This window comes from Limibacillus halophilus, from assembly GCF_014191775.1.
Classification (GTDB): Bacteria; Pseudomonadota; Alphaproteobacteria; order Kiloniellales; family CECT-8803; genus Limibacillus; species Limibacillus halophilus.
The window spans coordinates 257,409-284,276 of record NZ_JACHXA010000002.1; the positions used below are offsets into that span (position 1 = coordinate 257,409).

Consider the following 26,868-nt stretch of genomic DNA (forward strand, 5'->3'; position numbering starts at 1 on the left):
GAGCCTCACCCCTTCATCGGTAGGGCGGTTTCGACCAGTTCGGCCCAATAGCTGGCGCCAAGGACGGCGATCTCGTCGTTGAAATCGTAATAGGGGTTGTGGATGGCACAGCCGCCAAGCTCGCCTTCCGAGCCGTTACCGAGCCAGATATAACAGCCCGGGCTTTCCTGAAGCATGTAGGCAAAATCCTCGGAGCCCATCTTGGGTGCAGCATTCGCATTGACGTTTTCCTTGCCCACCACCTTGGCGGCCACGGCTGCGGCCAGCAGGCTTTCCTGCTCGCTGTTGACGAGCGCCGGGTAACGGCGTTCATAGCGGAAATCCAGCGTCGCGCCGAATGCCGTGCAGATGCCGCGCCCGATGGTCTCGATCTCGCGTTCCAGCATGTCGTGGACCTCTGGCCTGAAGGAGCGCGCCGTGCCCCGGATGACCGCGTTCTCCGGCAGCACGTTCCAGGTATCGCCCGCATGGATTTGAGTCACGCTGACCACGGCGGAATCGAGCGGGTTGGTGCGGCGGCTGACGATGCTTTGCAAAGCCGTCACAATCTGACTGGCGATCACGATGGCGTCGTTGCCCGTGTGCGGCATGGCGCCGTGTGCGCCCTTGGCATTGATGGTGATCTCGAATACATCGAATGCGGCCATGGCCGGGCCGCTGCGCAATCCCACCTGCCCGACAGGAATGCCCGGCGTGTTGTGCAGCCCATAGACCCCCTCGACCGGGAATTTATGGAACAGTCCCTCCTCCACCATGACGCGACCGCCACCCTCGTTCTCTTCGGCTGGCTGGAAGATGAAATGAACGAGGCCATCGAATTCACGGGATTTCGATAGATAACTGGCAGCGCCCAGCAACATCGCCGTATGGCCGTCGTGACCGCAGCCGTGCATCTTGCCGGGAATGGTGGAGCGATGATCGAAGTCGTTCTTCTCGGTCATGTCCAGCGCATCCATATCAGCGCGCAAGCCGATGGCCCGATTGCCGCCGCCCTTGCCCCTCAGGGTTCCGACAACGCCGGTCGTCGCCATACCCCGATCCACTTCAATGCCCCAGGATTCCAGCTTCTCCGCGACGATATCCGCAGTGCGGAATTCCTCGAACGCGGTCTCCGGGTGGCGGTGCAGGTCGCGCCGCCAAGTCCTCATATCGTCTTTCAGCGCGGCAATCTCTGGCTTGATGGGCATGGTGCTGTCTCTTTCCGGTTCGGCTGATAGGGAGTGGACCAAAGCCTAGCCCCACCGCAACCGGATCTGCAACCTGCGCGCAAGCCTTGATGCAACGCTCAGTGCGACATCAGCACCGGCACCGTCATGTGCTTAAGAACTTCGCGAGTGACGCCGCCCAGCACCAGTTCGCGCAACCGCGAATGGCCATAGCCGCCCATGACAAGCAGATCGCTGCCGCGATCGCTCAAGCGCGAGAGGATGGCGGAAGAAACCCCAAGCTCCGCGGCCTCCAAATGCTGGACCTCGACCTTCACGCCATGGCGAGCAAGGTGGAGCCCGATATCCGCGCCCGGTTCATCACCATGCACACCGCGGCCAGGGTTGACCGCCACAACGACGACCTGCTCGGCCATCTTCAGCATTGGCAGGGCGTCGTTGACGGCGCGAGTGGCCTCGCGCCCGCCGTTCCAGGCGATCATTACACGCTTCCCGAAACCCGCGGGCGCGCCAATGTAGGGAATCATCAGCACGGGCCTTCCGCAGGTGACAAGCACCTCCTCTGCGACACTGTTGTCGAGCGACGCCGCGTCGTCATCGTCTTGCTGCCCCAGTATGACAAGATCACTGTAGCGAGCGTGCAACGAAATTCCCGACGCCAACTCTGCTTCGGCCTTGCGCAGACGCCGAATTTCGTAGCTAACACCGCCCGCGTCGGCCGCAGCTTTAAACAGCTCGACCGCCCGTCCTTCGACCTCGGTTAGATAGGCGGCTTGCGCCTGCAGTGCGGATTTCGGTATTTGGCTGCGCAGATAGGTTGGCATAGCCGGCTCGCCCAGCGCGACCAGTCCCGTTAGGTGCGCGCCCGAGCTATTCGCCAGATCGACGGCCGCTTGCACGCGATTCTTGGCGGCCTTGCCGCCATCGACCTGTACCAAAAGATTTCTAAAGGCCATGACTCTCTCTCCTTATGAAGAGGTGAACCACCTCTTACAGATAAGCAGAGCAGTCTTTGAATAAAGCCTCATTGACCTGAATCAATCGACGACGCCGATTGCTTCTAGCGGCCGCCCTCGGGTCGCAGCGACGCGGGCAAACGTCCCTCCTCGACGCCGTGGCAACGCACCTCCCCCGTACCGACACGCAAGGGTTTGGGGGCCTCACTGCGGCAGCGATCGTTGGCAAAGGGGCAACGGGGATGGAAATGGCAACCGCCCGGAGGTGTGATCGGTGACGGCACTTCGCCTGCGATCGGGGTCCTGGCCCGCCCGGACATCTCCAGGTCCGGGATCGCATCGAGCAACATCCGCGTATAGGGATGGCGCGGCTGGGCAAAGACTTCGCGGGCGGGGCCCCATTCGACAAGGCGGCCGAGATACATCACCCCGATATCGTCGGAGATATGATAGACCACCGCCAGATCGTGGCTGATGAAGAGATACGTGAGATTGAACTCTCGCTGCAGTTTCTTCATCAGATTCAAAATCTGCGCCTGTACCGATACATCCAGGGCCGAGGTTGGCTCATCGCAGATCAGGAACTCCGGTTCGCTGGCCAATGCGCGGGCGATCGAGATGCGTTGGCGCTGACCGCCCGAGAATTCATGCGGGAACTTGATGCTATCTTCCGGCGACAGGCCGACCAGCGTCAGAAGGTCGGCGACGCGCTCCAAGATAGCCTTTTCGCCGCTGACGAGCCTGTGGAAGCGAATAGGTTCGGCGATGATGTTGCCGACCCGCCAACGTGGATTGAGGCTGGCGAAAGGGTCCTGGAAAATCATCTGCAGGCGGCGGCGTACCGGCGCCATTGCCTTGCGCGAATTGAGGGTTGCCAGATCCAGGCCTTCGATCTCCACCGAACCCGCCGAGGGTCGATACAATCCAACCACCAAACGCGCTACGGTCGACTTACCGCAACCCGACTCGCCAACCAATGAGAACGTCTTTCCCTTGGGAATTTCCAGCGATAGGTCGTCGACCGCAGTCAGGTGAACTTTCGGCTGGCCCTGCAGGACCCGGTTAAGGAACGGCGGCGAGACATCGAAGGTCTTGCGCAACCCCTTGATCCGCAAGGTCGGGCCGGCGGTGGCACTCGTATCCGGTTTCGGCGCCAAGGTATCGCTCATGCGCCGCCCTCCTCTTCGATCAACCAGCAAGACGCCAGTGTCTTACCTGCGGGCATCAGACTGGGACGGTCCTGCCGGCAGCGGTCAAAAGCCTGTGGGCAACGCGGGTTAAATGCGCAGCCGCGAGGAATTTTGTTCAGGCGCGGCATGGAACCTTCGATCTGCATCAACTCTTCACGGTCTTGGCCGACGAGGGGAATAGACCCCATCAAACCGACCGTATAGGGATGGCTGGGGCGCTTGATGACTTCCTGCACAGGGCCGATCTCCGCAATTCTTCCGGCATACATCACGGCCACCCGGTCAGCGGTTTCGGCGATAACTCCCATGTCGTGTGTCACCAGCATCACGGCGGCCCCATGGTCGCGGCAGAGACGCTTGAGAAGTGAGATGATCTGCGCCTGAATTGACACGTCCAACGCTGTCGTCGGCTCGTCGGCAATAACCAGCTTGGGATTGACGCAAAGCGCCAACGCTATCACCACCCGTTGGCGCATGCCGCCGGAAAACTGATGAGGATATTGATCGACGCGCCGCTCCGGCGACGGGATGCCGACCTCAGCCAAAAGTTCAATGGCACGCTTGCGGGCCGCCCGCTCGCTCATGTCCGTATGGGTGCGGATTGTCTCAATCAACTGCTCTCCGACTCTGTAGAGCGGATTGAGGCTGGTGAGCGGATCCTGAAAAACCATCCCGATTTCCGCGCCGCGCAGGCGGCGCAACTTCTCGTAGGGCAGGTTATCGATGCGCTTGCCCTGGAACAGTACCTGTCCGTCGGCAATACGCCCGGGCGGCTCCAACAAACCGATGATTGCAGAGCCGGTAAGCGACTTACCGGCTCCAGACTCGCCGACGACGCCCAGAACCTCTCCCGGCTTGATGTCGAAAGAGACATCGTCAACGGCGACAAGCGTGCCGTTGCGGGTCGGAAATTCGATCCGTAGATTGCGCACCTCCAATAAGGCGTCGCTTCCAACGCGGTCTTCGCGGGCGGCTTCCATCACTGCTGACGTATCGCTCATCACGTCACCTCAGCTTGGGATTGAGCGCATCGCGCAGCCAATCCCCGAGTAAGTTCACCGCAAGCACGAGAATCGCGAGCATCGCGCCCGGGAAGATGGTGATCCACCAGAGCCCGGAGAAAAGGAAATCGTTACCGATCCGGATCAGGGTACCCAACGACGGCTGGGTTGTCGGCACGCCTACACCCAGGAACGATAGGGTCGCCTCCAAGATCACCGCCAGCGCGAGATTGATCGTCGCGATCACAAGAACCGGCCCCATCACATTCGGCAGGACATGGCGGATCATGATCAAAAGCGGTGGAATGCCGATGACGCGGGCCGCCTGAACATACTCCTTGTTCTTCTCCACCAGGGTCGATCCGCGCACCGTACGGGCGTACTGAACCCAAAACGAAAGCCCGATGGACAGCACAAGGACGTAAAACGCCAACTCGTCGTGCTTGGCGCCGCCCAGAAGGCCGCGAAACACACCATCGATCAACAGGGCAATCAGGATCGCAGGGAAGGTCAATTGCACTTCCGCAATGCGCATGATGACCGCATCAACCGTGCCGCCCAGGTATCCGCTCAATAGCCCCAGGGAAATTCCCAGGACCGCCGCGAAGATCACGCTGGCAAAACCGACGCTCAGCGATATGCGTGACCCATAAAGGATCGTCGAGAGAACATCGCGGCCCTGGTCATCGGTGCCGAGCAGGAACTGCGGATCTCCCTCGGTCGACCAGAAACCGGGAAGCTCCGAGTTCAAAAGATCAAGGGTGGCTGGGTCGAAGGGATTATGCGGCGCGATCCAAGGCGCAAACAACGCGGAAAGCATTATGACTGCGGTGACCAGCGCCGCCAGGACCGTTACCTTGGAACGAAAGAATGAGTGCGCGATATCGCTTTTGGCGGCCCGCCTGGCGCTATCGGCGAAACGGGCCATCAACCCACGCCTGACAAGTGCGTAGTCTGTGGTGCGATCAGCCGTCATGACCTAGTGCCCCCCCGTCGTCGCACGATCAACCCGCAACCGCGGATCGACCACGTAGTAGAGCATGTCAACAATCAGGTTGATCGTGACGAAAAGGAACGCGATCAGCATCAGGTAGGCCGCCATGATGGGAATATCGACGTTCTGCACCGCCTGCAGGAACATCAGTCCCATGCCGGGCCACTGGAAAACCGTTTCCGTGATGATGGCAAAAGCAATGATGGAGCCCACCTGCAGTCCTGTAATGGTGATGACCGGCACCAACGTGTTTTTCAAGGCATGACCGTAGTTGATCGCCCGGTCCGTAAGACCTCTGGCGCGTGCGAACTTGATGTAGTCGGTGCGCATCACCTCCAGCATCTCCGCGCGAACGAGGCGCATGATCAGGGTCATCTGGAAAAGACCCAGGGTGATTCCCGGCATGATGATGGCCGCCAGTCCGCTGGGGGTCAAAAGTCCGGTCGTCCAGAAGCCCAGTCGGATCACCTCCCCCCGCCCGAAGGACGGCAACAGATGAAGGTTAACCGAGAAGATGAAGATCAGCAGGATGCCTATCAGGAAGGTTGGCAAGGAAATGCCAATCAACGAGATCGTCAGCAGGAATTTCGAGATCGGCGATTCCCGGTGCAAGCCGGTGTAGACCCCCATCGGAATCCCGACCAGCAGCGCAAAAAGCGCGGAAATGAAGGACAACTCCAGCGTGGCCGGCGCGCGTTCGAGGATCAGCTTGGAAACATCCTTTTTATGCTGATAGCTGATACCGAACTCGAACTGCGCGGCATTGAAGAGGAAGCGGCCAAACTGAAGATAGGCAGGGTCATCGAGCCCTAGGCGCTCGCGCAAGGCGGCGCGTTCGGCCAATGTCGTTTCGATGCCGACCATCTGGTTCACCGGATCGCCGACATAGCGGAACATTGTGAAGGACAGCAGGGCTACCGCCATCATGACGATGAGGGACTGAAGCAACCTTCGGACGATAAAAGCGAACATCTAGCTCACATGGCCTGGATAGTGGGAACGGACGAAACGCTGGAGAGGGAGAGTACCGGACTACGCGCAGCTTTCTGCTGCGCGCAGCCCGTACTCTTGCAGATACGGCCTTTCCAAGCCGCGATCAGTTCTTCGTCACGTAATAGAGCATGAACTGATTGTCCGCACGCTGGGCAAGATCGATGTTGTCCGCCTTACCCCAAGCCAGACCCTGCTGATGCAGCGGGATCATGCCCCACTCGTCCTGCACGATCTTGTAGGCCTCATGGATCATGGCATCGCGTTTGGTCGGATCGGTCTCGCTCAGGATCATGTCCGTTAGCTCATCGACCCGCGCGTTGCAGTAACCGCCGTTGTTGAACTTACCCCGACCGTCACTGCCGGTCTCGTCGCGGCAGATGATCAGGTTGTAGAGCACGTTCCAGCTGTCGAAGCTGCCCGGCGTCCATCCCAAGAGATAGAACGAGGTATCGTACTTCGGACCCAGCGTCTTGGCGAAATACTGCGCCTTCGGTTGCGCCAGCAAATCCACCTTCACACCGACCTTGGCGAGCATCGAAACGACCGCCTGACAGATACGCTCGTCGTTGACGTAGCGGTTGTTCGGGCAGTCCATCGTGACCTCGAAGCCATCCGGATATCCTGCCTCTGCCAGCAGTGCCTTGGCGCGTGCCGGATCATGGGCCGGGCGCTCGAATTCATCCGACCGTGAGAAAAGGAACGGCGAGACCATGATCGCGGACGGTGTGGCAAGGTTGCGCATCACCTTCTGCTTGATGGCCTCAATATCGATGGCGCGGAAGAACGCCTCACGCACACGCACATCCTTAAAGGGGTTTTTGCCCTTCACGTTCGAGTAGAGCAGTTCGTCGCGAAACTGGTCCATACCCAGGAAGATTGTGCGCAGCTCGGGGCCTGCCAGCACCGAAGTTCCGGCATTGCTGTTGATACGGTCCATATCCTGAACCGGAACCGGATACATCATGTCGACTTCGCCCGACAAAAGCGCCGCAACGCGTGTCGCATCGGAGGAGATCGGCGTGAAGATAACCTCAGTCAGATTATGCCGACGCTCGTCCCACCAATCCTCGTTCGGCACGAAAATGGTCTTCACATCGGTTTCGCGGCTCGTGATTTTGAACGCACCGGTGCCGTTCGTGTTGAAGGCGGCATAATTTTCCTTGCCTTCGGTCACCGAGGTGGGCTCCGTCGCGTTGTTCGCCTCGGACCACTCCTTGTCCATGATGTACCAGGTCGACCATTCGTAATAGATGATGGGGTTCGGCTGCTCCGTCACGAAATCAACCGTGTAGTCATCCACTTTGACGACTTTGGTGTCCGGCGTCAGGCGGGTCTTCATGTCAGACCCATCCTTGCGAACACGTTCGGCGCTGAAGACCACGTCATCCGCGTTGAAGTCGTTGCCGTTGTGGAACTTTACACCCTTGCGCAAGTGAAACCGCCAGTGCGTCGGTGAAAGCAATTCCCAGCTTTCAGCCAAGCCCGGTGAAATTTCGAGATTCGGGCCACGTTGAATCAATCCCTCGTACACATTACCAAGGAAGCCCAAGGTGAAGGTCTCATTCAAAGAATAGGGATCGAGCGATTGCGCGTCCCCCTGGAACGCCCATTTGAGCGTTTCCGCCTTGGTCGGCGTACCGGCGCCAGCCACCCCTATCGTTAAGGCTATCGCAGCGGCCATTGCTACTTGTTTGATTCGCATTGTCGAGGCTCCCTGTTCATTACAAAGCCATTTCTATTTATTCCAACGGCTGGATCAACAATGCTCAACAGATCCAACCGAGTTGCCGAGCCTAAGCTCGATAATGCTGCTGTCAACGCTTTCATTGTCGTTAGAAGCCCCTTGCGCAGTTGCTTCCCCGTCGGGGGTCGGCAACTGGCGCCACGCGCTCAAGAGGGCTTTCCCCAATCTGGCAGCAAGAGTATAGAGACGATAGCCCAGATGTGGGCGACGGATTTGCAGCAATGCGCCAGTTTTCTGTGCGCTTTCAAACCTCAGGCGGTGCGGAGGAATCACCCCATGAACGTCAGGCCTAACTCTCCAGCGGCGCGCGATATCGCCCATCATCTTCACCCCTACACCAATTGGCGCAGGCACGAAGCCGATGGTCCGCTGATCATAAACAGCGGTAAGGGTATTTATGTTCAGGACGATCAGGGCAAGGAGTACATCGAAGGCATGGCCGGCCTCTGGTGTACCTCGCTCGGGTTTGGCGAAGAGCGACTGGTTCAGGCCGCCGCCGAGCAGATGCGCAAGCTGCCCTACTATCATGCGTTCGCGCATAAGAGCCACAATCCCGGCATTGATCTTGCCGAGCGCCTAGCGGATATGACGCCCGGAGACCTGAATCATGTGTTTTTCGCAAACTCGGGCTCCGAGGCAAACGACACGGTGGTGAAGTTCGTCTGGTATTTCAATAACGCCCTCGGTCGCCCGGAAAAGAAGAAGATCATCAGCCGGATCAAGGGCTATCACGGGGTTACGGTCGCTTCGGCCAGCATGACCGGATTGCCGAACAATCACCGCGACTTCGACCTGCCAATTGCCAACATCCTGCACACCGAATGCCCGCACTACTATCGATTCGGCCAGGAAGGCGAGACCGAGGACGCTTTCGCGACGCGCATGGCCGACGCGTTGGAAGCCAAGATCCTTGAAGAGGGTCCGGAAACGGTCGCGGCCTTCATTGGCGAGCCAGTCATGGGCGCTGGCGGCGTCATCGTGCCACCTAGAACCTACTGGAAAAAAATACAGGCGGTTTGCCGCAAGTACGACATTCTCGTCATTGCCGACGAAGTCATTTGCGGCTTTGGCCGAACCGGCGAGATGTTCGGCAGCCAAACTTTCGAAATCCAACCCGATATCATGGTTGTGGCCAAGCAACTCTCGTCTGCCTACCTGCCTATTTCCGCCGTGATCATCAGCGACAAGGTCTATGATGCGTTGGCGGACAACAGCGCGAAGATCGGCACATTCGGACATGGATACACCTATAGCGGTCATCCGGTGGCTGCCGCGGTCGCTGTCGAAACGCTGAAGATATACGAAGAGCGGGACATTCTTTCCCATGTGAAGGCCGTTGCACCGCTGTTCCAGGAAGGGCTTCGAAAGTTTGCGGATCACCCCCACGTCGGTGAAGTGCGCGGCGTCGGCTTGGTCGGCGCAGTCGAACTGGTGGCCGACAAAACCACGAAGGCTAGCTTCGATCCGGCCGGACCGGTCGGTGTCCAATTGGATAAGCGCGCGATAGCCAACGGCGTTATCCTGCGTAATATCGTCGACTCCCTTGCCTTTTGCCCACCGCTCATCATCACGGATAAGCAGATCAAGGAACTCTTTGATCGCTTTGGCAAAGCGCTTGACGAAACGGAAGCATGGATCAAGGCAGAAGGCCTCGCTGTTTGAGGTCGTGACGCCGGATTCCTGAATTTATGATGATCGACCTGCGCCCACGGCACGTGACGTCGCCGGCGCAGGTCGATCACTTCTATGCGAGACAGTCCGCCGCACTTGACGAGACTTAGCCGCTTTCCCCTAGAATGCCACTGTCGTTGCTCGTCATAATTAGTTCACCCGATGGTGTCCTAGTTGTGATTTCTGTGTTTGAAGAAGAAAATCAATGGATTATAACGGTTTTTTCAGACAACATATTAATTCTTTGAAGACTGAAGGGCGATATCGAACCTTCGCCGATCTGGAGCGGCGTGCAGGTCAATTCCCGACAGCGGTTCAACACGATGCGTCTGGAGAACGTGACGTAGTCGTTTGGTGTTCGAATGACTATCTCGGCATGGGTCAGCACCCAGAGGTACTTGCTGCCATGCATCAAGCGCTAGAACGTTGCGGCGCGGGGGCCGGTGGGACCCGTAACATCTCCGGCACCAATCACTATCACGTGGTTCTGGAGCAAGAGCTTTCATCCTGGCATGAGAAAGAAGCGGCTCTACTCTTTACTTCGGGATACGTCGCCAATTGGACCGCCCTGTCCACACTTGCCGCGCGCCTACCCAATTGTATTGTCTTTTCCGATTCGCTCAATCATGCCTCGATGATCGAAGGCATTCGTCATTCGCGGGCGGAGAAGCGTATTTTCAAGCACAACGATCCGGAAGATCTGAAACGCACGCTAGCAGCGGCCCCTGCCGATTCAGCTAAGATCGTCGCCTTCGAGTCCGTTTATTCGATGGATGGCGATAAAGCCCCTATCGGACCGCTGTGCGATATCGCACACGCCTATGGTGCCTTGACCTATCTCGACGAGGTGCACGCCGTCGGACTCTACGGAATTGCCGGGAGCGGTGTCGCGGAAGAGCAAGGCGTGATTTCAAAGGTGGATTTGATCCAGGGCACGCTGGGCAAAGCTGTTGGATGCATTGGCGGGTACATCGCCGGCTCGTCGGCACTTGTTGATTTTGTGCGCTCCTACGGTTCCGGCTTTATTTTCACCACGGCCCTGCCGCCGGCGATAGCAGCGGGTGCGACGGCCAGTGTGCGATTTCTCAGGACACACCCCGAGATCCGTGCCCGTCATCAAGAGCGTGCGGCGACCTTGAAGACACTGTTAAACGACGCAGGTTTGCCTGTGCTGCCTTCGGAAAGCCACATCGTTCCGGTGCTGGTCGGAGAAGCCAAGCTTTGCAAGGCGTTGTCGGACATTCTGCTTCAGGACTACAGGCTTTATGTGCAGCCCATCAACTACCCGACTGTTCCTCGCGGAACCGAGCGTTTGAGGCTCACGCCTTCACCGCTTCATGATGACGCCGCCATGGCCGCTCTGGTGGAAGCATTGCAGGAATCATGGCACCGCGTTGGCTTAGAGTTGGTTGCTTAAGCCAAAGATTCTCGCTTAATTATTTATATATTTCAGACGGTTAACATAACTTTTCTTTGCTTTCCTTGACCCGCCGGTCAATGAACCTCTATGCTTCCCTTGTTAAAAAGATAAAAAACGTTGAACAGGGATAGGGCGTAACAGGCACCTTGAGGCAGGGCAATTGAGTTTGCTTTGCCGAAGTGGGTGGGATTTTCCAAAAAACCCTGATCTCGGTCACGTGCGCATACCGCGCCCTGTGATTGGAGGTCTGTTGGATACGGCAGGGGAGACATGGGGGAAAACAAAGACATCATCGTGAAATTCGACGGGGTTCAAAAGAGCTACGACGGAGAAATCCTCGTGGTGAAGGACCTCAATCTTGACATCGAACGAGGTGAATTCCTCACAATGCTTGGGCCTTCCGGCTCGGGTAAGACCACCTGTCTTATGATGCTGGCCGGTTTCGAACCCGCCACGCACGGCGAGATCTATCTGAACGAGCAGCCCATCAACAATGTACCGCCACACAAACGCGGTATCGGGATGGTTTTCCAGAATTATGCACTCTTTCCGCATATGACAGTTGCGGAGAACCTCGCCTTCCCTCTCGAAGTTCGCAAGTTAGACAAGGCGACGATCGAGCAGAAGGTAACCCGTGCCTTGGAAATGGTCCGTCTGGACCAATTCGGCGGTCGGCGTCCGGCGCAGTTGTCCGGTGGCCAGCAACAACGTGTTGCTGTTGCCCGCGCGCTGGTTTTCGAGCCTGATCTGGTGTTGATGGATGAACCGCTCGGCGCACTCGATAAGAATCTGCGTGAAGAAATGCAGTACGAGATCAAACACATCCACGACCAACTCGGCGTGAGTGTGGTCTATGTAACACACGACCAGTCCGAGGCCTTAACCATGTCAAATCGCGTTGCGGTGTTTGATGACGGTGTCATCCAGCAACTTGCGGCGCCCGATGTCCTCTACGAAGAGCCGGTCAATGCGTTCGTCGCCTACTTCATCGGCGAGAACAATCGACTCTACGGCACTGTGAAGGATGAAGACTCCAAGATGTGCCGTGTCGAACTGGACAACGCGGGCGGCGATATCAAGGCCTTGGCGGTCAACATCGATGGAACCGGTAGCCGCACCACGCTTTCCTTGCGGCCTGAACGTGTGAAGATTCTTTCTGAAAGTGATTCAGCCGACAACGTGATGCAAGGCAAGGTCGAGGAGCTGATTTACCTCGGCGATCACGTCAGGACCCGCATGACGGTCGCGGGCAACGACCAATTTATTGTCAAGATTCCGAACGCTCACGGTCATCCCATATTGCATGTCGGCGATACCGTGAAACTGGGCTGGGCGGCTGAAGACTGCCGCGCACTCGACGCCCCCGCTGGAGGCGGTGATCCAGCGTGAGAATGAAACCGCTGCCCGTGCGAGGCAGGGTTTCTGCGCAACTAACAAATGAGAACTAGGAGATTCAAGTATGAGAAGACTTTTTCATAGTGTGTCATTAGCGGCTGGTGCAGCCCTTCTGACCACCGGCGCGGCTAACGCCGTCGACCTGACCATCGTTTCATGGGGCGGTGCTTACACCGCCAGCCAACAGAAGGCCTATCACGAGCCCTATATGGCAGCAAACCCGGGCGTTACCATCATCAATGATGATTCCGCCGCCGAAGGCCTTGCCAAGCTTCGTGCTCAGGTTGAAGCGGGCAATGTTACCTGGGATCTGGTGGACATGGTTGCCTCCGACGCCATCACAGCGTGCGACGAAGGCCTGGCCATGGAGATTGATGCCGATAAGGTTCTGGCTCCGGCTCCGGATGGTACGCCGGCATCCCAGGACTTCTTTGACGGCACCTTGACGGTCGGCGGCACCAACTGCTTCATTCCGCAGATCGTCTACTCCACTACCTTCGGTTATCGTACCGACAAGGTGGGCAGCAACGCCCCGACGACGATCGCCGATGTGTTCGACCTGGAGAAGTTCCCGGGCAAGCGCGCCCTGGAAAAGAAGCCCATCAATAATCTCGAATGGGCTCTGATCGCCGACGGCGTTCCAGGCGACAAGGTCTATGAAGTGCTCGACACGCCCGAGGGTGTGGAACGCGCCTTCGCCAAGCTCGACACCATCAAGGACCAGGTCATCTGGTGGAGCAAAGGCGCCGTACCGCCGCAGCTTTTGGCCGACGGTGAGGTCGTGATCGCTTCAGCTTACAACGGCCGTCTCTTCAATGCGATTGCGGTTGAGAGTCAGCCCATCGCCATGATGTGGGATTGGCAGGCGTTCGACCTCGACGGCTGGGTTATTCCGGCTGGTGCCAAGAACCTCAACGCGGTGACGGATTACCTGTACTACGCCACTGACACGCAGCGTCTGGCTGACCAGGCCAAGTTCATCTCCTATGGACCGGCCCGCAAATCTTCGGCGCCGTTGGTGGGCAAACATGCTGATCTCGGCATCGACATGAAGCCGCACATGCCGACCGACCCGGCAAACGCCAAGAACGTGTTGCAGTTCGACTATGTCTGGTGGGCGGATAACCGCGCCGACATGGACGAGCGCTTCAACGCTTGGCTCGCCCAGTAAGGGCATAGGGATATGCGGTGCGGTCATTTTCTTGGCCGCACCGCGCCTCCCGCATATTCAGTTAGTCAATTTTCAAGCGCCTTGACCGAAGAACGGGGAACAAGCGATGGCTGATACAGGAAGCTCAGCGGCTGTAATGACCACATCCGATGGCATACCGCTCAAGGTAAGCCTTCAGCGGGCCCTGCGTCGCAGCCGACGTCGCGCCTTCTTTTTGGTTCTTCCATTGCTGGCGTTCCTGACAATCAGCTTCGTCTTACCCATTTTCGACATGCTGTTCCGTTCGGTCGACAATACCATTGTCCCGCAGAATCTTCCGAGTGTCGTGAAAGCGATTGAAGACTGGGATCCCAAAGCCTCGGAACTGCCGAGCGAAGCCGTCTACGAGGCCATGGTCAAGGACATTCAGATCGGCTTCGAGGAAAAAACCCTGGGTTCGCTTGCCCGCCGCCTAAACTATGACTTGACCGGCTCGGCAAGCCTGTTCCGCAAATCAGGGCGACGCGCGTCGAAAATCGAAGGGGCACCCTACAAAGAACAGCTGATCGAAGTCGACGAGGATTGGGGCGATCCCGCGATTTGGAACCTTATTAAGCGCGAAAGCGATTCCTTGACGGCCTCCTATTTTCTGTCCGCCGTTGACATGCGGTACGATGAGCAGGGCGACATCGCCATGCAGCCCGACTATCAACAGATTTACCTGAAGCTGTTCTGGCGCACGCTGGTTATGAGCGCCATCATCACTGGGCTATGTATCCTGCTTGGCTATCCGGTCGCCTATCTGATGGCCACCCTGCCCTTACGTACCAGCAACCTCTTGATGATCTTGGTCTTATTGCCGTTCTGGACCTCATTGCTGGTCCGCACGACCGCTTGGATCGCGCTGCTGCAAACCCAGGGCGTGCTCAACGACCTTTTGGTCGCGGTTGGCGTGCTCAGCGACGATGGCCGCATCCGCATGATCTACAACCAGACAGGCACGATCGTGGCAATGACTCATATTCTTTTGCCCTTCATGATCCTGCCGCTTTATTCGGTGATGAAGACCATACCGCCGTCCTACATGCGTGCTGCCCGCTCCATGGGCGCTAATCCCTTTACGGCCTTTGTGCGGGTCTACATGCCCAACACCGTGGCCGGCGTCGGCGCGGGAAGCATCCTCTGCTTCATTCTGGCTATTGGTTATTACATCACCCCTGCCCTGGTTGGCGGCCAATCTGGAACCCTGATTTCCAATTTCATCGCCGACCACATCAGCGTGACGCTGAATTGGGGCCTTGCGGCCGCCTTGGGGGTCATCCTGTTAGGGTTGGTGATGCTGCTGTACGTGATTTACGACCGGATCGTCGGCATCGACAACATGAAGCTCGGTTAAGGAGAAGCGACACATGGCACTTCCAGCCCACGCCGGCACCGGAGAGCGCATCTGGTACTACACCTATCGCACCATTTGCGCGGCAATCTTCGTGTTCTTGATCGGCCCGATCTTCATCATCGTGCCGCTAAGCTTCAATGCGGCGCCTTACTTTACCTTCACGCCGGAGATGCTGTCCTTCGATCCGGCGGGGTACAGTCTGCGCTGGTACGAGGATTTCTGGACCGACATCAACTGGCAGCTTGCAATTAGAAACAGCGTCATAATTGGTATTTTCGCGACGCTAATTTCAACGTCCCTGGGAACGCTGGCAGCGTTGGGACTCAGCCAGTCGACGATGCCCTACAAGTCGGCCTTCATGGCGCTGCTGATATCGCCAATGATCGTGCCGCTGATCATCTCCGCTGCGGGCATGTACTTCTTCTATTCACGCATCGGCCTAGCCTCCACTCATATTGGCGTCATCCTCGCCCACGCAGCATTGGGAACGCCTTTTGTGGTAATCACCGTTACCGCCACGCTTGTCGGCTTTGACCGATCGCTGATACGCGCCGCGAACAATCTCGGCGCGACCCCGGCCAGGACCTTTTTCAAGGTGATCGTTCCGCTGATTCTGCCTGGCGTCATTTCTGGTGGGCTCTTCGCATTCATCACGTCATTCGACGAGGTCGTGGTGGTCCTGTTCGTCGGTTCGGTCGAACAGCGTACGATCCCCTGGGCGATGTTCTCCGGAATTCGCGAACAGATCAGCCCGACGATCCTTGCCGTCGCCACGTTACTGGTTCTCTTGTCGATCATGCTTTTGACGACGCTGGAACTCCTACGTCGACGGTCGGAGCGCCTGCGGGGCATGTCACCCGGCTGACCATTCAAGCAGACAAATCGTCTCTGCGTTGCAACGCGCCTCCTTTTCCTGGGAGGCGCGTTCTTCGTATCTGGGAGAAAGAAGTTCCATCCTGACGAACATGGCTGGCGGGGGTTGACCAGGGGGGGTTGACCAGGAGGGGTTGACCAGGAGGGGTTGACCAGGAGGGGTTGAATCGTCAAATCCGGAGAGGCACAATCCAAAAGCTTTGGATATCAGTGGGTCACCTGCTTACCACATGCAACTCAGGACAACTGGGGGCAAGGGAGAGCGAGCCATGCTGTTTAAAAAACTGCTCCACTATACTATCCGCGAAGGAGCTCTTCGCCTCATAGACCACAACGGACAGGTCGAGGTAATCGGCGACGGCACTCCACCTTGTTGCACGCTTAGACTCGTTCGGCCGCAGCGCATGGCAAGACTGCTTAAGAGCCCGGTCCTTGGGATCACCGAAGGTTACATGGACGGCGACTGGATGATTGAGGATGGCGATGTGCGCACCTTTCTCGATCTAGCGGCGCGGAACTATCACTATTTGGAGACCCATCCCCTAACCAAACTGGCCGACGCGCTGCTTCGCAGAGGTCGCCGTTTGAAGCAGTTCAATCCCAAGACTAGAGCGCGCAAGAACGTGGCCCACCATTACGATCTTTCAAGCGAGCTCTATGACCTGTTCCTTGACAGTGACCGCCAGTATTCCTGCGCTTACTTCTTGGACCCGCGCGATGACATCGAAACCGCGCAGACGCAGAAAAAACGGCACATAGCCGCAAAGCTTCTGCTCGACAGGCCGGGGCTGAAGATCATGGATATCGGCTCGGGCTGGGGCGGGCTTGGGATCAGCCTGGCAAAGGCAGCCGACTGTACGGTCAAGGGCGTCACGCTATCGATTGAGCAACACAAGCTCTCCAACGAGAGAATCCGAAGAGAAGGCCTTGAATCGAAGATCCGTTTCGATCTCCAGGACTATCGCGAGGAACAAGACCGATATGACCGTATTGTGTCGGTAGGCATGTTCGAGCACGTCGGCAAGGCCAATTATCGTGAATTTTTCCGCAAGACCCATGACCTGCTGGCGGATGATGGCGTGTTTCTGCTGCATACCATCGGGCGTCTAAACGAGCCCGGCCCCATCAACCCCTTTATCCGTAAGTACATCTTTCCAGGCGCCGACGTCCCGACACTATCGGAATTGACGCCGATCATCGAAGAGTCAGGACTTTTGATAACCGATATCGAGGTTCTTCGCCTGCATTATGCCGAAACGCTCAAGCTCTGGTTCGAGGCCTTCCAGGCTAACCGCGAGAAGATCAAAGCGCTTTATGACGAGCGCTTCTGCCGCATGTGGGAAATGTACCTCGTCGGCTGTGAAATGGGCTTTAGACATCAGCACCTGGTGGTTTACCAAATACAACTCGCCAAACAGATCGACACCGTCCCCCTCACCCGCGATTACATGTTTGAGTGGGAACGTGCCGCCGACGGCGAGCACAAATCTCAAAGCAAAGACCAAGCCGCAGCGGAGTAGGTTTCCACCCTCCGACGAGTCTGAATTCAAAAATAACCACGACTCGAGTCGACATGACATTCTTATAGATGAATGTGGGTGCTGGGAAAGTTATCCCCGGTATTACCGCTTTAAATCCTATGTGAGAACTTCTGGCGCCGTTAGGGTCCAAGAATGGAATCAGGTAGCGCCATCATCCGTCCCCTACATGACCAGGATTCGCAAGTAACTCGCGAGATCCCGGTCAACTTCGAGGCCGAGCAAGCCTTGCTGGGGGCTTTGCTGTCCAACAATGACGTCATGGAACGAATATCCGACTATCTGGCGCCCGAGCATTTCGCGGACCCAGGACACAATCGTATATTCGCGGCCTGCAAGCGGTTGATCGAACGCGGCCAACTGGCAACGCCGGTCACCCTGAAGAATTACTTCGAGCAGGCCGAAGAACTGAGCGAGGTCGGCGGCGCGCAGTATCTGGCCAAACTCGCGGGCTCGGTGGTTTCGATCATTAACGCATCGGACTATGCGCAAACGATTTATGATCTGCATTTGCGGCGCCAGCTCATTGGGTTGGGTGAGGATGTCGTCAACGAAGCCTTCAACTATGATCTGGAGATGCCGGCCGTCACCCAGATTGAACTGGCAGAGGAAAAACTCTACCGGCTCGCCGAGGAAGGCCAGAGCGAAGCCGATCTCAGGCATTTTTCCAAGGCCGTGGAAGAAGCCGTCATCCAAGCAGAGCTTGCATTTAAAAGAGACGGTCAGCTTGCCGGCGTGGCGACAGGCCTGCGCGACCTCGATCAACTCTTGGGCGGCCTGCACAGTTCGGACTTGCTGATCCTGGCCGGACGGCCCGCGATGGGCAAGACGGCGTTGGCCACCAATATCGCCTTCAACGCGGCGAAACGCCTGAAGTACGAGACCGATTCCCAAGGAAACAAAAAGGTCATCGACGGGGCTGTCGTCGGTTTCTTCTCTTTAGAGATGTCGGCGGAGCAGTTAGCCACCCGCATCATGGCCGAGCAGAGCGATATCTCCTCTGAAAAGATTCGCCGCGGCGACCTTTCCGAACAGGACTTCAACAAGCTGGTGAAGGTGCAGGCTGACCTTGAGCGCCTACCGGTTTACATCGATGACACACCCGCTATTTCAGTCAGTCAACTGCGCACACGTGCCCGACGCCTCAAGCGGCGCAACGATCTCGGCCTGATTGTCGTTGACTACCTGCAACTGATGCGCCCCACGCAAGGTGCGCGCAGCGAGAACCGGGTTCAGGAAATCTCGGATATTTCGCGTGGCCTGAAAGCCATCGCCAAGGAACTCAATGTCCCGGTCCTGGCTTTATCCCAGCTTTCGCGCGCCGTCGAACAGCGCGAGGACAAGCGCCCGCAGCTATCCGATCTGCGTGAGTCCGGCTCCATCGAGCAGGATGCGGACGTGGTCATGTTCGTCTTCCGCGAGCAGTACTATCTCGAGAAAGCAGAGCCCGTGCGCAAGGCTGACGAGGCGGAGGACCGCTTCAACGAACGGCACGACCTCTGGAAGGAGCGCTGCGAAAAAGCATACGGCCTGGCCGAGGTGATCATAGGTAAGCAACGCCACGGTCCAACCGGCAAGGTCACGCTTCATTTCGAGGGCTCGGCAACGCGCTTCTCCGACTATACAGCCGATGATCATTTGCCGGAGCGTTACTGAGCTATGGCCGACCACGTGCCGGGTTCCAAGGTGGACGTCTCTTCCATTGCCTGCGGGCGTCTGACGATCAATCTTTCGGCGCTGGCGGAAAACTACCGGCTTCTAGCCGCCAAGGTTGCGCCCGCGGCCTGTGCGGCGGTTGTGAAGGCCGATGCCTATGGCTTGGGAATCGAGAAAGTGGTTCCGGTTCTAGTTCAAGCCGGTGCACGCCTGTTCTTCGCCGCACTTCCCGAAGAAGGGCGAAAAGTTCGCCGCCTTCTCGATGCCATGGGTGCGAGCGCCGATGTCTATGTTCTTGCCGGCCTGGTACCCGGCACAGCGGCGCTCTATTTGGATGAGGGTGTCATTCCCGTCCTGAACGATCTCGCTCAGGTGGAAAACTGGGCCAGACTCTCGACGGAGCGAAACGGGACGCCCCTGCCCTGTGCACTGCATATCGACAGCGGCATGAACCGGTTGGGACTCGATTCGGAGGAGCTTGAGCGTCTGCTGTCACAGCCGCAGTTGCTCGCGGCCTTGGATCTTCGGGTGATCATGAGCCACCTTTGTAGCGCCGATGAGCCCGACAACTCACTGAATGACGAGCAACACACACTGTTCTCCAGGGCGCTTTCCCGCCTGCCTAAATCAGCGGCGAGTTTGGCCAATTCGTCCGGCATTTTTCTGGGCCAACGCTTTCATTTCGACCTGGCGCGCCCGGGGATCGCACTTTATGGCTGCAACCCAACGCCCGGCAAACCCAACCCAATGCATCAAGTGGTTACGCTTGAAGGAAAAATCCTTCAGGTTCGCGGAATTGACGCTCCTCAGAGCGTTGGCTATGGTGCGACCTACCGAGTTACGGGTCCGGGGCGCATCGCCACGGTAGGAGTGGGCTATGCGGACGGATATCTTCGTAGCCTTTCCAATAAGGGCAGAGCATTCGCGCAAGGTGTCGCCTTGCCACTGGTAGGGCGGGTGTCAATGGATTTGACCACCTTTGACATCAGCGCGCTTGCAGAAGGCAGCCTCAAGCCCGGCGACTGGGTGGAACTAATTGGCGAGAACGTTACCCTCGATGAGGTTGGCCATACCGCCGGAACGATAGGATACGAGATACTGACGGACCTGGGTCGTCGCTATCACCGCGTCTACGAAGACGCCTGAATTTTTAGGGGATAAGAGCCGCCCACATGCCGATTTTGCAGCCTATCGGTCAGCTAGTCCTCCGCCTCCTGGAAAAGATCGGACGGCTCGTGCTCTTTGCAGGCCTGGCAGTGTCTCATTGCCTGCGCCCGCCGTTTTATCCGCGCCTCATTCTGCGCCAGATGCTCGATATCGGATTCTACTCGCTGCCGGTCGTAGGTTTGACCGCGATTTTCACGGGCATGGTGCTCGCTTTGCAAAGCTACACCGGCTTTGCGCGATTTTCCGCCGAGAGCGCCATTCCCAACGTCGTGGTCGTTTCTATTACGCGCGAATTGGGGCCGGTTCTGGCGGGCCTGATGGTCGCGGGCCGTGTCGGCGCAGCGCTTGCAGCGGAAATCGGCACGATGCGCGTGACAGAGCAAATCGATGCGTTGACGACGCTCGCCACCAATCCCTTCAAGTATCTGATTGCGCCACGCATCATAGCCGGGATCGCGATGTTGCCCTTGCTGGTCTTGGTGGCGGACATCATCGGCGTGTTCGGCGGCTATTTGGTTTCGGTTTACAAACTCGGCTTCAATCCGAGCAACTACCTGAAGAACACCGTGGATTTCCTTCAGCCAACCGATGTGATTTCCGGTCTGGTGAAGGCTGCGGTCTTCGGGTTCCTGGTCAGTTTGATGGGCTGCTATCACGGCTACCATTCGCGCGGCGGTGCGCAGGGTGTAGGGACCGCAACGACCAATGCCGTGGTCTCCGCTTCGATCCTGATCCTGTCCTTCAACTACGTCATAACGGAGCTCTTTTTCTCACGATGACGGATACCAGCACTGTTCCCATGATCCGCATGCAAGGGGTTGCTAAATCCTTCGGCCCCAAGAAGGTTCTGCGTGGTGTGGACCTGGACCTTGCCCGCGGCGAGTCGCTGGTCATCATTGGCGGGTCGGGCAGCGGCAAATCCGTTATGTTGAAGTGCATCCTAGGCCTTGTGGAACCCGATGCGGGAGTGATCGAGGTTGAAGGAACGGAAGTGACCGGGCTCAGTGGCCAGGCGCGTGACACGGTCAATCGCAAGATTGGCATGCTGTTCCAGAACGCAGCGCTCTTTGATTCCCTCAACGTTTGGCAGAACGTCGCCTTTGGCCTCATCCAGGGCGAAGGTATGGGCAGCAAGCAAGCCAAAGATATCGCCTACGACAAGCTCGCGGCGGTCGGCCTCAGTGCCGAGGTTGGTGAGCTATCGCCGGCGGAGCTGTCCGGCGGCATGAAAAAACGCGTCGGCCTGGCGCGCGCGATCGCCACGGAACCGGCGATCATCTTTTTTGATGAGCCGACAACCGGCCTGGACCCGATCATGGCAGACGTCATCAACGAGCTGATCGTCGAAACGGTCACCAAGCTGGGCGCAACGGCGCTCTCGATCACCCACGACATGGCCAGTGCCCGGAAAATCGGCCACCGTGTCGCCATGCTCTTTGAAGGCCGCATTATCTGGACCGGCCCGGTAGAAGAAATAGATCACTCCGGAAACGATCACGTGGATCAGTTCATCAACGGCCGTGCCGAAGGACCGATCCGCATGCAGGTGCGTGCCCCTTAGCGGAAGACAGGAGGAGAGCGCCAGAATGGCTAAGCTCCAGACCCGCTACGTCTGTCAGTCCTGTGGCGCCAGCTACTCAAAGTGGACCGGACGCTGTGATGCCTGCGAGGAGTGGAACAGCGTTGTGGAGGAAGCGCCGCGCGATTCCGTCCCCGGTGGTCTGAAACGTAGCAGCGGCAACCGCGCCCGCCGCGTCCAGTTTCAACCGTTGCAAGGCAGCAGCGAGCCCCTTCCCCGTCGCACTAGCGGCATCGCCGAGTTCGACCGTGTCTGTGGCGGCGGTCTCGTCCCTGGCTCGGCAGTGTTGATCGGCGGCGACCCCGGCATCGGAAAATCGACGCTGTTATTGCAGGTGGTGGCGGCCCTGGCGCGCTCGGGAACGTCGGCGGCCTACGTATCCGGCGAAGAAGCCATTGATCAGATACGCCTGCGGGCGAGCCGCCTTGGCCTGGCTGACAGCCCTGTTGATCTTGCCTCGGCGACGTCCGTCGGCGATATCGCCGACAGCCTCGACAGCGCCGATGCACCGGTCATCGTCGTGATCGATTCCATCCAGACGATGTTCGTCGAGAACCTGGACTCCGCCCCGGGCACGGTCTCCCAGGTCAGGGCGAGCGCCCAGGCTTTGATCCGCTTGGCCAAAGAACGCGGGTTCACCCTGTTGCTGGTTGGCCACGTCACCAAGGAAGGCGTGATCGCGGGACCCAAGGTACTGGAGCACATGGTCGATGCGGTTTTGACATTCGAAGGCGAGCGCGGGCATCAGTTCCGAATCCTGCGCGCCACCAAGAACCGCTTTGGCGCCACCGACGAGATCGGCGTCTTCGAGATGACGGATAGGGGCCTCGAAGAGGTCGCCAACCCCAGCGCCCTGTTCCTCGCGGATAGACAGCACGCGGTTTCCGGTGCCGCGGTTTTTGCCGGCATGGAGGGAACGCGGCCGCTCCTGGTTGAACTTCAGGCATTGGTTTCTAACTCACCGCTGGGAACGCCTCGGCGTGCCGTGGTGGGGTGGGACGGAAACCGCCTCTCCATGGTCCTGGCGGTGCTGGAGACGCGTTGTGGGCTTTCCTTCGCGGGCAAGGATGTTTATCTGAACGTCGCGGGTGGTTTAAAGGTTAATGAACCGGCCGCGGATCTGGCCGTTGCAGCGGCTTTGGTTTCAGCTCTAAGCGACAGACCCGTGCCGATGGATTGCGTTGTTTTCGGCGAGATTGGGCTTTCCGGCGAGATTCGCGTGGTGGGGCAGAGCGAGGCCCGCCTCAAGGAAGCCGAGAAACTTGGTTTCGCATCGGCCATTTTACCGGACCAGCGACAGCGGCGCGGCGGCCGGAACGTCGCGCCCGGACTGCAAAGAAAGCCTTGCGAGCACCTGCGCGACCTGGTGGCGATCGTTGCGGGTGGGCCTAGAAATTTGGCTGATAGTGACAGCGAATTGTAACATGAGTGAAACCGGGGCGTGACAAAGCGGGTCATAAACGCCTAAAAGACCCACGCAGACTGCCTGACCCCACGATGAGGGTGCGAAAAGAGTCAAGATGGACTCACTGCCGATCAACACTGTCGACCTAGCCGTTGCAGGCGTCCTGATAATCTCGGGCCTGATCGCTTTCATGCGCGGTCTGGTGCACGAGGTTCTTTCCGTTTCTGCCTGGATCGGCGCAGGGTTTGCCACACTTTACGGCTACCCCTACCTGACACCCTATGTGATGGAGTTCATAGCGAGCGAGCTGATCGCGCAGGTCATTGCAGGCGTGGGAGTCTTCATAGCCGTCTTGATTGTGATATCCTTGATATCCCACGGCCTGTCGCGCCGGGTGAGGGAATCCGCGTTAGGCGCCCTCGACCGCTCGCTCGGGTTCATTTTCGGATTGCTGCGTGGCGCTTTCCTCGTTTGCCTTACATGGTTGGTCTTTGCCTGGATGGTGCAACCAGATGAAAGGCCTGAATGGATTACCCAGGCCAAGGTCGTCCCCGTTGTTAAGCTTGGCGCCGAGCTTTTGGTCGACCTTGTTCCGGAAAGCGCCAAAGAGGACGGCGCAGATGCAATAACCAGCGCTCAGGATAAGGCGCAAGAAACGCTTCGCGACCAGGTGCGCAAGGAAGTCGACCGGCAGATGGACGAGGTCATGGCACCGCGGAGCGAACCTCAGGGGGAGCAACCCTCGAGTGGCGATCAGGGCTATTCACAAGACCAACGCGACTCGTTGAATGGTTTGATAGAGAACCAACAATAGAGCTTTCCCAATGGAGCGAAATTTATGCTGACGACCAACCCCTTCGATAGAACCGATGACGACAAACTGCACGAGGAGTGTGGCGTTTTCGGAGTCTTCGGGCACAAGGATGCGGCAAGCCTGACCGCGCTGGGGCTGCACGCCTTGCAGCACAGGGGCCAGGAAGCTGCGGGTATCGTCAGCTACGACGGCAAGCAGTTCCACAGCCATAAGGATATGGGACACGTCGGCGACATCTTCGGCAAGCCGACGATCATGGAAAAGATCGCCGGCCAAGCCGCTATCGGTCACACCCGCTACGCAACGACCGGCGATACGATTCTGCGCAATGTCCAGCCGTTGTTTGCCGATTTCGCCTCAGGCGGATTCGCCTTGGCGCACAATGGCAACCTGACAAACGCCATCAATCTACGGCGCGCCCTGGTGCAACGCGGCTCGCTTTTCCAATCGACATCGGATACCGAGACCATCATCCATCTGATGGCGACCACAACCGGAGATTCGGTGATCGAGCGGCTGATAGCCGCCCTCCATCAAGTCGAAGGCGCTTATTCCCTGGTCGCAGTCTTCAAGGATGCCGTGATTGGCGTCCGCGATCCATTGGGTGTGCGTCCGTTGGTGCTCGGCAAGTTGGGCGACGCCCACATCCTGGCGTCGGAAACCTGTGCTCTGGATATCATCGGCGCCGATCTGGTACGCGAGTTGGACGCTGGCGAGATGGTCGTGCTGTCGAGCGAAGGGGTAAAAACCCTGAAGCCCTTCGCGGTCAAGGAGCGCCGCTTCTGTATCTTCGAATACATCTATTTTGCTCGCCCCGATTCCATCATGGAAAACCGCTCGGTTTACGATGCGCGTAAACGTATCGGCGCAGAGTTGGCGCGAGAGAGCCACGTCCCCGCCGACGTCGTGGTACCGGTGCCGGACTCCGGTGTTCCCGCAGCGCTTGGTTACGCCGAGCATTCCGAAATTCCTTTCCAGTTCGGTATCATTCGCAATCACTACGTGGGCCGGACCTTCATTGAGCCGACCGACCAGATTCGACATCTGGGTGTGAAGCTGAAGCACAACGCCAACCGCGCCCATCTGGAAGGCCGCCGGGTGATCTTGGTGGACGATTCCATCGTTCGCGGCACAACCTCAACCAAGATCGTCGAGATGGTCCGTTCAGCCGGCGCCACGGAAGTGCATATGCGCGTCGCCGCTCCTCCAACCCGTCATTCATGCTTCTACGGAGTTGACACGCCCGAGCGCGATGAACTGCTCGCCGGACGCTTCGATGAAAAAGGCATGGCTGATTTTATCGGCGTGGATAGCCTTGCCTTCATTTCCATAGACGGCCTTTATCGTGCCATGGGTTATGATGCGCGCGACATGAAGAAGCCGCAGTTCTGCGATGCCTGTTTCACCGGCGATTATCCAACGCGTCTGACCGATCAGGACAGTTCTGATCGTACATCTCAACTCTCACTGCTCGACGACGGCAGATAGGGATAAGCGTGATATGCAGCGTCTCGGGACCCGGTTGGCAGATTTTCTAACCGGTGCCGCGGGGGCCTTGCTAACGTCTCAGTTTCCGGCATTCTACGGACAGTACCTACAAAGCCTCGGCGGGCGTCTCGATCAGGCACGCTTACAGGCGGAAAGACTACGAGATGTGGCAGATTCCCTTGATCTGCCACTGGAGCTCTACCTCCAGCGCCTACTGACAAACAGTGACGCGGCCATCCAATTTTCCGGTCGGCTCCACACTGAGATCCTGAAAGATGAAGCGCGTCTGACCCAAGCTTTCCGCCAGCTTTCCGAAGCGGCGTTTTGGGAGCGCCCTTTGGTTTTTGCCCGCAACTTCGAGCTCGCCATCGGCCAGGGCACCGCCGAACGGTTTCAACCGGCTTTTCCGATCACACTGGAAGGCTTTGCCTATACAGGGCTTGGACTGCTATTAGGGCTCGGAGTTTTGTATGGCTCGAAGAAGGCCGTAGCCCAATTGAGATCGACGAAAGTAAGGAACCCTGCATGACCGAAGCCGAAACCAGCAACGGTAGCTGCAACGGCCGTCTCCGCGGCCGTATTGCCCTGATCACGGGGGCCTCGCGTGGCATCGGCGCAGCCGTTGCCAAGGCCTTCGCCCGAGAGGGCGCGCAACTGGTCCTCGTCTCCCGCACCGTGGGCGGTCTGGAGGAAATCGACGATGAAGTACAGGCACTCGGCGCGCCGCCGGCGACACTTGTTCCCCTTGATCTGCAGAGCTTCGAAGCAATCGATCAACTTGGCGCCTCCCTGTTCGAGCGCTTTGGCAAACTGGACGTGCTGATCGCCAACGCCGGGATTTTGGGCGCCCTTTCACCGACGGGTCATATCGACCCGAAGGTCTGGCAGCGCGTAATAGATATCAATCTGACTGCCAACTATCGGCTGATACGCAGTTTGGAGCCCTTGTTGCGGCAATCAGAGGCCGGACGGGCGGTTTTCGTGACATCTGGCGCCGCGCAGGGCGTCCGGCCCTATTGGGGCCCCTATGCGGTCAGCAAGGCGGGTCTGGAGGCCCTGGTCCGTAACTGGGCCGGTGAGGTCACTAAAACGAACCTCAAGATCAATATGGTCGATCCTGGTGGCACGAGAACGGCTATGCGGGCCCTGGCCTACCCGACAGAAGACCCGGCACTCCTGAAGACTCCTGAGGACATTGCCGAGCATTTCGTGCCGTTGGCCATGGCGGATTGCTCGCGGCATGGCGAAATAATATCGCTGAAGTAACCTGGG

23 protein-coding genes are annotated in these 26,868 nt (G+C 58.1%); 16 read left to right on the top strand and 7 right to left on the bottom strand.

Annotated elements, in window-relative coordinates:
- Positions 1–5: 5 nt before the first annotated feature.
- From FHR98_RS04355 to FHR98_RS04385, 7 genes are all read right to left on the bottom strand, one after another.
- Complete coding sequence (locus FHR98_RS04355) at positions 6–1,187, bottom strand: M20 aminoacylase family protein (RefSeq protein ID WP_183415415.1); 1,182 nt, start codon at positions 1,185–1,187, stop codon at positions 6–8.
- 98 nt (positions 1,188–1,285) lie between these two features.
- The gene (locus tag FHR98_RS04360) at positions 1,286–2,122 is read right to left on the bottom strand and encodes a universal stress protein (protein WP_183415416.1); all 837 of its coding nucleotides are present in this window, start codon (positions 2,120–2,122) and stop codon (positions 1,286–1,288) included.
- A gap of 104 nt (positions 2,123–2,226) precedes the next feature.
- Positions 2,227–3,291: an ABC transporter ATP-binding protein gene (locus FHR98_RS04365; protein ID WP_183415417.1), complete on the bottom strand. Its 1,065-nt coding sequence runs from the start codon at positions 3,289–3,291 to the stop codon at positions 2,227–2,229.
- The gene (locus FHR98_RS04370) at positions 3,288–4,313 is read right to left on the bottom strand and encodes an ABC transporter ATP-binding protein (protein WP_246377445.1); all 1,026 of its coding nucleotides are present in this window, start codon (positions 4,311–4,313) and stop codon (positions 3,288–3,290) included. The genes FHR98_RS04365 and FHR98_RS04370 overlap by 4 nt, the downstream gene beginning before the upstream one ends.
- Before the next feature lie 4 nt (positions 4,314–4,317).
- Positions 4,318–5,289, bottom strand: coding sequence for an ABC transporter permease subunit (locus tag FHR98_RS04375; protein WP_322091210.1), 972 nt, complete (start codon positions 5,287–5,289; stop codon positions 4,318–4,320).
- Between the two features lie 3 nt (positions 5,290–5,292).
- A complete protein-coding gene (locus FHR98_RS04380) occupies positions 5,293–6,279 on the bottom strand; it encodes an ABC transporter permease (protein ID WP_183415418.1) in 987 nt (328 codons plus the stop codon).
- 124 nt (positions 6,280–6,403) lie between these two features.
- Positions 6,404–8,002, bottom strand: coding sequence for an ABC transporter substrate-binding protein (locus FHR98_RS04385; protein WP_183415419.1), 1,599 nt, complete (start codon positions 8,000–8,002; stop codon positions 6,404–6,406).
- Positions 8,003–8,320: 318 nt separating this feature from the next.
- Here FHR98_RS04385 and FHR98_RS04390 point away from each other — a divergent pair, with 318 nt between their 5' ends.
- From FHR98_RS04390 to FHR98_RS04465, 16 genes are all read left to right on the top strand, one after another.
- The gene (locus FHR98_RS04390; protein WP_183415420.1) at positions 8,321–9,706 is read left to right on the top strand and encodes an aspartate aminotransferase family protein; all 1,386 of its coding nucleotides are present in this window, start codon (positions 8,321–8,323) and stop codon (positions 9,704–9,706) included.
- A gap of 214 nt (positions 9,707–9,920) precedes the next feature.
- A complete protein-coding gene (hemA, locus tag FHR98_RS04395) occupies positions 9,921–11,132 on the top strand; it encodes a 5-aminolevulinate synthase (protein ID WP_183415421.1) in 1,212 nt (403 codons plus the stop codon).
- Between the two features lie 273 nt (positions 11,133–11,405).
- Positions 11,406–12,524, top strand: a complete 1,119-nt coding sequence (locus FHR98_RS04400; protein WP_183415422.1) for an ABC transporter ATP-binding protein — start codon at positions 11,406–11,408, stop codon at positions 12,522–12,524.
- A 70-nt stretch (positions 12,525–12,594) separates the two neighbouring features.
- Positions 12,595–13,701, top strand: coding sequence for an extracellular solute-binding protein (locus tag FHR98_RS04405; RefSeq protein ID WP_183415423.1), 1,107 nt, complete (start codon positions 12,595–12,597; stop codon positions 13,699–13,701).
- A gap of 106 nt (positions 13,702–13,807) precedes the next feature.
- A complete protein-coding gene (locus FHR98_RS04410) occupies positions 13,808–15,076 on the top strand; it encodes an ABC transporter permease (protein ID WP_183415424.1) in 1,269 nt (422 codons plus the stop codon).
- Positions 15,077–15,089: 13 nt separating this feature from the next.
- Positions 15,090–15,941 (top strand): ABC transporter permease, encoded by an 852-nt coding sequence (locus tag FHR98_RS04415; protein ID WP_183415425.1) that lies wholly within the window; start codon positions 15,090–15,092, stop codon positions 15,939–15,941.
- 277 nt (positions 15,942–16,218) lie between these two features.
- Positions 16,219–17,469: an SAM-dependent methyltransferase gene (locus FHR98_RS04420; RefSeq protein ID WP_183415426.1), complete on the top strand. Its 1,251-nt coding sequence runs from the start codon at positions 16,219–16,221 to the stop codon at positions 17,467–17,469.
- 153 nt (positions 17,470–17,622) lie between these two features.
- Positions 17,623–19,143: a replicative DNA helicase gene (locus FHR98_RS04425; RefSeq protein ID WP_183415427.1), complete on the top strand. Its 1,521-nt coding sequence runs from the start codon at positions 17,623–17,625 to the stop codon at positions 19,141–19,143.
- Positions 19,144–19,146: 3 nt separating this feature from the next.
- Complete coding sequence (alr, locus tag FHR98_RS04430) at positions 19,147–20,289, top strand: alanine racemase (protein ID WP_183415428.1); 1,143 nt, start codon at positions 19,147–19,149, stop codon at positions 20,287–20,289.
- Between the two features lie 26 nt (positions 20,290–20,315).
- Positions 20,316–21,089 carry an MlaE family ABC transporter permease gene (locus FHR98_RS04435; RefSeq protein WP_183415429.1) on the top strand — a complete coding sequence of 258 codons (774 nt, stop codon included), beginning with the start codon at positions 20,316–20,318 and terminating at the stop codon, positions 21,087–21,089.
- Positions 21,086–21,871: an ABC transporter ATP-binding protein gene (locus FHR98_RS04440; protein WP_183415430.1), complete on the top strand. Its 786-nt coding sequence runs from the start codon at positions 21,086–21,088 to the stop codon at positions 21,869–21,871. Before FHR98_RS04435 ends, FHR98_RS04440 begins: the two co-directional genes overlap by 4 nt.
- A gap of 25 nt (positions 21,872–21,896) precedes the next feature.
- Positions 21,897–23,312 (top strand): DNA repair protein RadA, encoded by a 1,416-nt coding sequence (gene radA / locus FHR98_RS04445; RefSeq protein ID WP_183415431.1) that lies wholly within the window; start codon positions 21,897–21,899, stop codon positions 23,310–23,312.
- Between the two features lie 97 nt (positions 23,313–23,409).
- Positions 23,410–24,108 carry a CvpA family protein gene (locus tag FHR98_RS04450; protein WP_183415432.1) on the top strand — a complete coding sequence of 233 codons (699 nt, stop codon included), beginning with the start codon at positions 23,410–23,412 and terminating at the stop codon, positions 24,106–24,108.
- 24 nt (positions 24,109–24,132) lie between these two features.
- Positions 24,133–25,596, top strand: coding sequence for an amidophosphoribosyltransferase (gene purF, locus FHR98_RS04455; RefSeq protein WP_183415433.1), 1,464 nt, complete (start codon positions 24,133–24,135; stop codon positions 25,594–25,596).
- A 13-nt stretch (positions 25,597–25,609) separates the two neighbouring features.
- Entirely contained in the window at positions 25,610–26,125 is a 516-nt protein-coding gene (locus FHR98_RS04460; protein ID WP_183415434.1) for a DUF2937 family protein, read from the top strand.
- Positions 26,122–26,862, top strand: coding sequence for an SDR family NAD(P)-dependent oxidoreductase (locus tag FHR98_RS04465; RefSeq protein ID WP_183415435.1), 741 nt, complete (start codon positions 26,122–26,124; stop codon positions 26,860–26,862). Before FHR98_RS04460 ends, FHR98_RS04465 begins: the two co-directional genes overlap by 4 nt.
- The last annotated feature ends 6 nt before the right edge of the window (positions 26,863–26,868 follow it).

Bases quoted from the DNA above. Each gene is read 5' to 3' on its own strand.
- FHR98_RS04440 (WP_183415430.1), top strand. From the start codon at position 21,086: ATGACGGATACCAGCACTGTTCCCATGATCCGCATGCAAGGGGTTGCT.
- FHR98_RS04410 (WP_183415424.1), top strand. From the start codon at position 13,808: ATGGCTGATACAGGAAGCTCAGCGGCTGTAATGACCACATCCGATGGC.
- FHR98_RS04460 (WP_183415434.1), top strand. From the start codon at position 25,610: ATGCAGCGTCTCGGGACCCGGTTGGCAGATTTTCTAACCGGTGCCGCG.
- FHR98_RS04400 (WP_183415422.1), top strand. From the start codon at position 11,406: ATGGGGGAAAACAAAGACATCATCGTGAAATTCGACGGGGTTCAAAAG.
- FHR98_RS04390 (WP_183415420.1), top strand. From the start codon at position 8,321: ATGAACGTCAGGCCTAACTCTCCAGCGGCGCGCGATATCGCCCATCAT.
- FHR98_RS04420 (WP_183415426.1), top strand. From the start codon at position 16,219: ATGCTGTTTAAAAAACTGCTCCACTATACTATCCGCGAAGGAGCTCTT.
- radA (WP_183415431.1), top strand. From the start codon at position 21,897: ATGGCTAAGCTCCAGACCCGCTACGTCTGTCAGTCCTGTGGCGCCAGC.
- FHR98_RS04450 (WP_183415432.1), top strand. From the start codon at position 23,410: ATGGACTCACTGCCGATCAACACTGTCGACCTAGCCGTTGCAGGCGTC.
- FHR98_RS04405 (WP_183415423.1), top strand. From the start codon at position 12,595: ATGAGAAGACTTTTTCATAGTGTGTCATTAGCGGCTGGTGCAGCCCTT.
- alr (WP_183415428.1), top strand. From the start codon at position 19,147: ATGGCCGACCACGTGCCGGGTTCCAAGGTGGACGTCTCTTCCATTGCC.
- FHR98_RS04355 (WP_183415415.1), bottom strand. From the start codon at position 1,187: ATGCCCATCAAGCCAGAGATTGCCGCGCTGAAAGACGATATGAGGACT.
- FHR98_RS04360 (WP_183415416.1), bottom strand. From the start codon at position 2,122: ATGGCCTTTAGAAATCTTTTGGTACAGGTCGATGGCGGCAAGGCCGCC.
- purF (WP_183415433.1), top strand. From the start codon at position 24,133: ATGCTGACGACCAACCCCTTCGATAGAACCGATGACGACAAACTGCAC.
- hemA (WP_183415421.1), top strand. From the start codon at position 9,921: ATGGATTATAACGGTTTTTTCAGACAACATATTAATTCTTTGAAGACT.
- FHR98_RS04385 (WP_183415419.1), bottom strand. From the start codon at position 8,002: ATGCGAATCAAACAAGTAGCAATGGCCGCTGCGATAGCCTTAACGATA.
- FHR98_RS04380 (WP_183415418.1), bottom strand. From the start codon at position 6,279: ATGTTCGCTTTTATCGTCCGAAGGTTGCTTCAGTCCCTCATCGTCATG.
- FHR98_RS04375 (WP_322091210.1), bottom strand. From the start codon at position 5,289: ATGACGGCTGATCGCACCACAGACTACGCACTTGTCAGGCGTGGGTTG.
- FHR98_RS04415 (WP_183415425.1), top strand. From the start codon at position 15,090: ATGGCACTTCCAGCCCACGCCGGCACCGGAGAGCGCATCTGGTACTAC.
- FHR98_RS04370 (WP_246377445.1), bottom strand. From the start codon at position 4,313: ATGAGCGATACGTCAGCAGTGATGGAAGCCGCCCGCGAAGACCGCGTT.
- FHR98_RS04365 (WP_183415417.1), bottom strand. From the start codon at position 3,291: ATGAGCGATACCTTGGCGCCGAAACCGGATACGAGTGCCACCGCCGGC.
- FHR98_RS04425 (WP_183415427.1), top strand. From the start codon at position 17,623: ATGGAATCAGGTAGCGCCATCATCCGTCCCCTACATGACCAGGATTCG.
- FHR98_RS04465 (WP_183415435.1), top strand. From the start codon at position 26,122: ATGACCGAAGCCGAAACCAGCAACGGTAGCTGCAACGGCCGTCTCCGC.
- FHR98_RS04435 (WP_183415429.1), top strand. From the start codon at position 20,316: ATGCCGATTTTGCAGCCTATCGGTCAGCTAGTCCTCCGCCTCCTGGAA.